9 protein-coding genes are annotated in these 7,746 nt (G+C 65.3%); all 9 read left to right on the forward strand.

Annotated features, from left to right (window positions below; genetic code table 11):
* Window positions 1–752 (forward strand): AbrB family transcriptional regulator (locus tag JaAD80_RS27205; protein ID WP_102299203.1); only part of this gene is annotated, 752 nt, incomplete at its 5' end.
* 549 nt (window positions 753–1,301) lie between these two features.
* Window positions 1,302–2,060 carry a beta-ketoacyl synthase chain length factor gene (locus JaAD80_RS27210; protein ID WP_102299214.1) on the forward strand — a complete coding sequence of 253 codons (759 nt, stop codon included), beginning with the start codon at window positions 1,302–1,304 and terminating at the stop codon, window positions 2,058–2,060.
* Window positions 2,053–2,844, forward strand: coding sequence for a 1-acyl-sn-glycerol-3-phosphate acyltransferase (locus JaAD80_RS27215; RefSeq protein WP_102299205.1), 792 nt, complete (start codon window positions 2,053–2,055; stop codon window positions 2,842–2,844). Before JaAD80_RS27210 ends, JaAD80_RS27215 begins: the two co-directional genes overlap by 8 nt.
* Entirely contained in the window at window positions 2,837–3,091 is a 255-nt protein-coding gene (locus JaAD80_RS27220) for a phosphopantetheine-binding protein (RefSeq protein WP_071322591.1), read from the forward strand. The genes JaAD80_RS27215 and JaAD80_RS27220 overlap by 8 nt, the downstream gene beginning before the upstream one ends.
* Before the next feature lie 21 nt (window positions 3,092–3,112).
* Window positions 3,113–3,379 carry an acyl carrier protein gene (locus tag JaAD80_RS27225; protein WP_374755285.1) on the forward strand — a complete coding sequence of 89 codons (267 nt, stop codon included), beginning with the start codon at window positions 3,113–3,115 and terminating at the stop codon, window positions 3,377–3,379.
* A 3-nt stretch (window positions 3,380–3,382) separates the two neighbouring features.
* Window positions 3,383–3,928, forward strand: a complete 546-nt coding sequence (locus JaAD80_RS27230) for a hypothetical protein (RefSeq protein WP_102299208.1) — start codon at window positions 3,383–3,385, stop codon at window positions 3,926–3,928.
* Entirely contained in the window at window positions 3,921–5,750 is a 1,830-nt protein-coding gene (locus JaAD80_RS27235) for an AMP-binding protein (RefSeq protein ID WP_102299210.1), read from the forward strand. Before JaAD80_RS27230 ends, JaAD80_RS27235 begins: the two co-directional genes overlap by 8 nt.
* Entirely contained in the window at window positions 5,744–6,832 is a 1,089-nt protein-coding gene (locus JaAD80_RS27240) for a class I SAM-dependent methyltransferase (protein ID WP_102299212.1), read from the forward strand. The genes JaAD80_RS27235 and JaAD80_RS27240 overlap by 7 nt, the downstream gene beginning before the upstream one ends.
* Window positions 6,825–7,580: a glycosyltransferase family 2 protein gene (locus tag JaAD80_RS27245; protein ID WP_102299213.1), complete on the forward strand. Its 756-nt coding sequence runs from the start codon at window positions 6,825–6,827 to the stop codon at window positions 7,578–7,580. Before JaAD80_RS27240 ends, JaAD80_RS27245 begins: the two co-directional genes overlap by 8 nt.
* Window positions 7,581–7,746 lie beyond the last annotated feature (166 nt).

The raw sequence follows: 7,746 nt of genomic DNA on the forward strand, positions 1-7,746 counted from the left end.
CCATGCTGCTGCGGCGCCTGTCCGGCGTCGACAGCGCCACCGCCTTCTTCGCCATGGCCGTTGGCGGCGCGTCGGAAATGGCCGTGCAGAGCGAGCGTCATGGCGCCGACGTGGGCAAGGTGGCCGCCGCGCACAGCCTGCGCATGATGCTGGTGGTGGCGACCATTCCCTTCGGCGTGCGCTACTGGGGCAGCCATGGCCTGGCCGAAGGACACGAAACCTTCGTGCCTGGCGCCGCCCTCGTCGATCCTGCCGGGCTGGCCGCGCTGGTCTGCATCACCGTGCTGGCCGCCCTCGCGTTCAAGCGGGGCAGGCTGCCGAACGCGTGGGTCATCGGCCCGCTACTGGCGGCCCTGCTGCTGACGGCCTGCGGCATCCACTTGTCGCGCCTGCCTGAATGGATGATACGCGCCGGCCAGCTCTTCGTCGGCATCGCGCTGGGCACGCGCTTCAGCCCCGCTTTTTTGCATGCCGCTCCCCGCTACCTGGCCAGCGTCGCCTTGTGCAGTGTCTTGATGCTGCTGCTGGCGGCCGCCTTCGGGCTGGGGCTGTCGCACTGGCTGGGCATCCATGCGGGCACCGCCATCCTTGCCACCTCGCCGGGCGGCATTGCCGAAATGTCGCTGACAGCCAAGACCCTGCATCTGGGCGTGCCGGTGGTGACCGCGTTTCATGTGGCGCGCATGGTGGTGCTGGTATTGCTGATCGGTCCCCTGTTTTCTGTTCTGGACAAACGGCACGGCCAGGATTGAATACGCGGCTGGCAAAACCGCATAAAGCAGGCGCTCTGTTTTTTGCGTTTTACCGCGTATTTAATTCAATCATCGCTGCACTGACGCGTTTTAGGCAGCTTGTCGGTCGAGAATGTCACCTGGCTCTTCAGGCTGATGTACGGGGCAGGGGCAGCGCGCCGCCCGGTGCATGAATACATGGCAATCTGGCACTGTCGGCGATGTTGCGGCACGGCAGATGCTTGTTATCTAAAAACAACGCTCGCGGCGAGCATTTGATCCACCGTTTTTTATCGTTGGTAAAAAATCCTTTTTTTAAATACGCTTTATTTGCTGGATAAAAACCTTTTCCCCATCGCAGGGTATTGCTCGGCCTGTTACAAATAGTAACTGGCGCGGATGGCGATTAAATGCCCGGTGATTCTGGGCATCTTAAAATAGTTGCCCCATGGCCATTTATTTTAGTTATTTTGACTTCCTTCGTTTATAATTTGAAAAGAACGCCGGCGGGGCTTTTTTGCGCAGTTTTGACGTGAGTTCGACCTTTTTTGTGAACTCAGGGAAATGTATATGCGCACCCATGGTGTCCGGTTTTCAATCGTCAGACATGCTGCCTGGGCGCCTGGGCTGGAAACGCCGCAGCAGTGGCAGGACTGGGCGCAAGCGGCCTTGCCTGCCGCGTCGATCGCCGTCAGCGGCGAGCCTGGCGTGCGCGGCATGCCCCCCCTGTTGCGCCGCCGCGCCGGCCAGTTGGGCAAGATGGCGCTCGAAGTGGCCTATGCCTGCCTTGGCGAACAGCGCGATATCCCCCTCGTTTTTTGTTCGCGTCACGGTGAAGTAAGCCGCGCCGTCGAACTGTTGTCGGCCCTGGCGCAGGGTGAGCCTCTGTCGCCGACGGGGTTCGGCATGGCCGTGCACAATGCCAATGCCGGCCTGTTTTCCATCGCCCGCGCCGATACCGCGCAGCAGGTGGCCATGGCCGCCGGCGCCGCCAGCGTCGAGGCGGCGGTGATCGAAGCTTGCGCCTTGCTGGCCGATGGCGCACCGCAGGTATTGCTGGTGGTGGCCGATTGCCCCTTGCCAGCCCCGTTTGACGCTTTTGAAGATTGCCATGAGCAGCCGCACGCATTTGCCTGGCTGCTGCAGGCGGGCGACGTGCCGGGCGCCGTGTTTGGCCTGTCATGGCGCGCGCGTGGCAGCGCCGATGCGCCGCGGCCGTCCAATGCCATGCCTGCCAGCCTGGCCGCGTTGCGCTTCATGCTGGGCGGCGACGCCACGTTTGAGCATGCGGCCAACCGCCAGGCGTGGCGCTGGAGCCGCCATGCATAAGCTGGCGCCCGTGCGTGCCGGCGCGTCGGTTGCCTGGCGTACCCTTGCGACGGCAGTCAGTTTTGCCGCCTTCGGCGTGGGCGGCCTGCTGCTGCGCGTGCTGGTCTTTCCCTTGCTGCATGTGCTGGTGTGGCGGCGCGAGGCGCGCGTCGCCGGTGCCCGCGCCATCATCCGCTGGAGTTTTCGTTTTTATATCGGCCTGATGCGGTTCCTTGGCGTGCTGCGCTACGACTTGCGCGGCCTCGACAAGCTGGATAGGGGCGGCTTGCTGATCCTGGCCAACCATCCGACCCTGATCGACACGATTTTCCTGATGGCGTATGTGAAGCAGGCCGATTGCATCGTCAAGGCCGATTTGTGGAATAACCCGTTTACGCGCGGTCCTGTCCGGGCGGCCGGCTATATCAACAACACTGGCGGCGCCGAGCTGGTCGACGCCTGCCTGGCGTCGCTGGCGCGCGGCAATAACCTGATCATTTTCCCGGAAGGCACGCGCACGCCGTACAGCGGCGAGATCGTGCTGAAACGCGGCGCGGCGAACATCGCCGTGCGCGGCCGCCGCGACGTGACGCCAGTGCTGATCCGCTGCCTGCCGAAGACCCTGGGCAAGGGCGAGCGGTGGTGGCGCGTGCCGGTCCGCCGCGCGCATTTCGATATCGCGGTACAGGACGACCTGGCGATCAGCGAGTTTACCGGTGGTGGCGCCAGCGATGTGATGGCGGCGCGCACTTTGACCAATCATCTGCAACATTACTTTAGCGGGAAACAGGAACAACATGCTTGAACAAGAAGTGAAGGAACTGATCATCGAGGCGCTGCAACTGGAAGACATGAGCGCCGCCGACATCGATACGGATGCGCCCCTGTTCGTCGAGGGCTTGGGTCTCGATTCGATCGATGCGCTGGAACTGGGCGTGGCCCTGCAAAAAAAATATGGCATTTCCCTGTCGGCCGATTCGGCCGATACGCGCCGCCACTTCGCCTCGGTACGGGCGCTGGCGGCCATGGTTGACACTCACAGAAAGAAGTAAGGGAGCAGCAAAATGGTAGATATGAGCGCAATGAGCCGCGACGAACTGTACGCGTGGGTAGTGCAACTGCTGGCTGAGATGTTCGAGCTCGATCCGGCGGAACTGACGCCGCAGTCGAATCTGTACGCCGAACTCGATATCGACAGCATCGACGCGGTCGACCTGGCGGTCAAGCTGAAACAGCTGACGGGCAAGCGCCTGCAGCCGGAAGTGTTCAAGACCATCCGCACGATCGACGACGTGGTCGAAGCGCTGCGCGCGATGTCGGTGTCGGAACAGGCGGCATAACACGTGCTGCTCAATGCCGTCGCGCTGCTGCTGACCGTGCTGTATCCGCTGGCGATCTGGTTTGGCCACGGACTGGTCGAGCCGCGCTGGCTGGCGCTGCTGCTGTTGCTGGCCATCGCCTGCCGCCTGCCCGCGCTCAAGCTGCAGCGCGCCGCGCGCTGGTCGGTGGCCGCCGCGCTACTGCTGGTGGCTGTCGCGCTATGGAGCAATCTGCTGCTGCCGCTCAAGCTGTATCCGGTGCTGGTGAATGCCGTGCTGCTGGCGACCTTCGGCTACAGCCTGTGGACGCCGCAGTCGATGGTGGAGCGCCTGGCGCGCCTGCGCGAGCCGGATTTCCCGCCGGCTGCCGTACGCTATACGCGCCGCGTGACGCAGGTCTGGTGCGTTTTTTTCATCCTCAACGGCGGCATCGCCCTGGCGACGGCATTGTGGGCCAGCGAAGCCGTATGGTCGCTGTACACGGGCGTGATCGCCTATGTCCTGATGGCCCTGTTATTTGGCGGCGAGTATCTTGTCCGCCTGCGTTTTAAGCGTTTGCACCATGCCTGAATCCTCCCTGCCGCAAGCACCTTCCCCGATCGCCGCGCTGGCGCGCCTGGCGCAGTCCCTGCATGGCCGCCCGGCCGCCCAGCTGGCTGGCTGGCGCGACGGCGTGGCGCTCGATCATGCGCATCTCGCTGCGCGCATGGCGGCGTGGGCCGACATGCTCGCACGCCAGCCTGGCCGGCATTTCGCCCTGTACCTGGACGACAGCCTTGAATTTGGCGCCGCTTTGCTGGGTGCCTGGCAGGCAGGCAAGACCATCTGGCTGACGGCCGATACCCTGCCAGCCAGCTGTGCTTCGCTGGCCGCCTCGGTCGACGGCTTCCTGGGCCAGTTCCCGGCCGTCCACGCACCCTTGCCGGCACCAGCCGGCGATGCTTCCGCACCCGTGTGGCGGGAGCTTGCCCGGGATTTCCCCGCGCTGGTCGTGCACACTTCCGGCAGCACGGGCGCGGCGCAGGCCATCCCGAAAAAGCTGTCACAGCTGTGCAGCGAAGTGGCGACCCTGGAGCAGCTGTTTGGCCATTACGCGCAAGGCGCGGCTGTCGTGGCCACCGTCACGCACCAGCATATCTACGGCTTGCTGTTCAAGGTCCTGTGGCCATTGTGTGCCGCACGCGCCGTGCATGCGCATAGCGTGGACTTCCCGGAGCGGCTTGCCGCGCTGCTGGCGCAGGGGCCGTGCGTGCTCGCCGCCAGTCCCGCGCACCTGAAACGCCTGCCCGAGCACCTGGACTGGGCCGGTGCGCGCGCGCAGCTGCGCGCCGTGTTTTCCTCGGGCGGTCCGCTGGCGCCCGACAGCGCGCTGGCGGCAGGGCAACTGCTGGGCAGCGTACCGCGTGAAATCTACGGCAGCTCGGAGACGGGCGGCGTGGCCTGGCGCCAGCGCGCGCAGGAGCGCCTTGACGACGATAGCTGGCAAGCGTTTCCCGGCGTGGAATGGCGCCTGGCCGACAATGGCGCGCTGGCAGTGCGTTCGGCGCACCTGGCCGACGATGGCTGGCTAGGCCTGGCCGACCGCGCGCGGCAGACGGCGGCAGGGCGCTTCCAGCTGCTGGGACGCAGCGACCGCATCGTCAAGATCGAAGAAAAACGCATTTCCCTGAGTGCCATCGAGGCCGCGCTGCTGGCCACCCCGCTGGTGGCCGAGGCAAGCGTGCTGCTGTGCGATGCGCCGGCCGGCGAACGCCAGAAGGTGGCCGCCTTTATCGTTTGCAGCGCCGCCGGCCAGGCGCTGCTTGGCGCCGACGGCAAGCTGGCATTGAACCGCCAGCTGCAGCTGGCGCTGGCGGGCCAGGTGGAAGCGGTTGCCGTGCCGCGCCGCTGGCGCTACCTGGAACGCATGCCCATCAATGCGCAGGGCAAGACCACGCAGGCGCTGCTGCTGGCGCTGCTGGAGCACAAGGACCCGGCGCCGCGCCTGCCGCATGCGCAGCTGATCGAACGCTCTGCCGACGGCGAGACGCCGCGGCTGCTGTTCGAGCTGCGTGTGCCTGCCGATCTGTTTTATTTCGATGGCCATTTTACGGACGCGCCGCTGCTGCCCGGCGTGGTGCAGGTCGAGTGGGCGCTGCATTTCGCGCGCCTGCACCTGGACTTGCCGCCGCAGTTCCGTGCCATGCACGCCTTGAAATTCCAGCAGCCGGTGCTGCCGGAGCGGCCCGTGCGGCTGGCGCTGGACTATGACCCGCTCAAGGCCAGCCTGCAGTTTCGCTATCTGTCGGCCGCCGGCCAGCATGCCAGCGGCCGCATCTTGTTTCACCCGCAAGCCGCCACCGTTGCCGGTGGCGGCACCGATACACCCACTCCAGCAGCGAGCGCATGTTAGATAAAAAATTCTCACCCGAACGCCAGACCGCCTTTGCCGCCCGTTTCGAGGCACAAAAAATCGCTTTCGGTCCCGTCGTCTTTCAATGCGTGCGCTATGCCTGGAAGCGCGGCATGCTGCAGGCACTGGCCGACACGGGCCACAGCGGCTTGAGCGTGGCCGACATGGCCGCCACCGGCCGCTGGACGGAATATGCGCTGAAGGTGGCGCTTGAATCGTGCCTGTCGGCAGGCGTCGTCTCGCTGAGCGACGGTGCGTATGTGCTCGACAAGATCGGTTTTTGCATGCTCACCGACAGCATTACCCAGGTCAACCTGGACTTCATGCATGACGTCTGCTACCAGGGCTTGTTCGACCTGGACCGTTCTCTCGACGCCGAACAGCCCCTGGGGCTGACGGCGCTGGGCGACTGGCCGACCCTCTACCAGGGCCTGTCGGCGCTGTCGGAACCGGCCAAGGGCAGCTGGTTCGCCTTCGACCATCACTATTCGGACACCTCGTTCCCCGAAATTTTCCCGGACGTCTTCGCCACGGCGCCGCGCCGCCTCATGGACATCGGCGCCAACACGGGCAAGTTCGCCAGCGCGGCGCTGGCCTATCATGCGGACGTGGAGCTGCACCTGGTCGACCTGGAACGCCAGCTGGCAGTGGCCGACCGGACCCTGACGGATGCGGGCGTGCGCGAACGCGCCCATTTGCATGCATGCGACCTGCTCGACGACGATGCTGCGCTGCCGGCCGGCATGGACCTGATCTGGATGAGCCAATTTCTCAGCTGCTTCTCCGAGCCGGCCATCGCCAGCATCCTGCGCCGCGTCGCGCAGGCGCTGGGGCCGAACGGGCAAGTGCTGATCATGGACACCTTCTGGGACCGCCAGCAGTACGACATCGCCGCCTATTGCCTGATCAACACCTCGCCGTACTTCACGGCCATGGCCAGCGGCAACAGCAAGATTTACCAGAGTGCCGATTACATCCGCCTGGCCGAGGCGGCGGGGCTGGAGCTGCTGACGACGCGCGACGGCATCGGCTATTGCCATTCGCTGCTGCGCTTTGGCCGTGCCGGAGCACGCGGTGACTGACGTGCGTTTTCATCCCTGCATCGTCATCCCCGTGTTCAACCATGAGCAGGCGATTGGCACCGTGGTGGCGCGCCTGCTGGCGCACGGCGTGCCGCTGGTGCTCGTCGACGACGGCAGTGCCGCCGCTGGCGCGCTTGCCCTCGATGCGCTGGCGGCCGCGCATCCGTCGCAGGTGACTCTGCTGCGCCATGTCCATAACCAGGGCAAGGGCGGCGCCGTGCTGACGGGCTGCCGACATGCACACGCGCAGGGCTACAGCCATGCGCTGCAGATCGATGCCGATGGCCAGCACGAGACGGACGATGTGCCGCGCTTCTTGGCGCAGGCGCAGGCCACGCCGGCGGCGGTGGTCGTCGGCTATCCTGTGTATGACGCATCGGTGCCGGCCACGCGTTTCTACGCGCGCTACGCCACGCACGTCTGGGTGTGGATCAATACCCTGTCGCTGCAGATCCGCGATTCCATGTGCGGTTTCCGCGTCTATCCGCTGGCGCCCATGATGGCGCTGGCAGGACGGCGCCAGCTGGGACTGCGCATGAATTTCGATACCGATGTGCTGGTGCGCCTGTACTGGGACGGCTTGCAGATGGCGAACCTGCCGACGCGTGTCGGCTATCCCAGCGACGGCGTCTCGCATTTCCAGCTGTGGCGTGACAATGTGCTGATTTCGCGCATGCATGCGCGCCTGTTCTTCGGCATGCTGTGGCGCGCACCGCGCCTGCTGGCGCGTCACTGGCGCGCGCGATGACGATGGCGTCGCAGCAGCAAGAGCGGCAAGCGCAACAGCGCGGGCACTGGGCCGGCTTCAATGAAGTGAGCTTCGTGGCGGGCATGCGCCTGCTGTTCTGGATCTGCCGCGTCTTTGGCCGCTGGCCGTTCCGCGTCGTGCTCTATCCGGTGCTGGCCTGGTACGT

Source organism: Janthinobacterium sp. AD80, assembly GCF_002878455.1.
GTDB lineage: Bacteria > Pseudomonadota > Gammaproteobacteria > Burkholderiales > Burkholderiaceae_D > Janthinobacterium.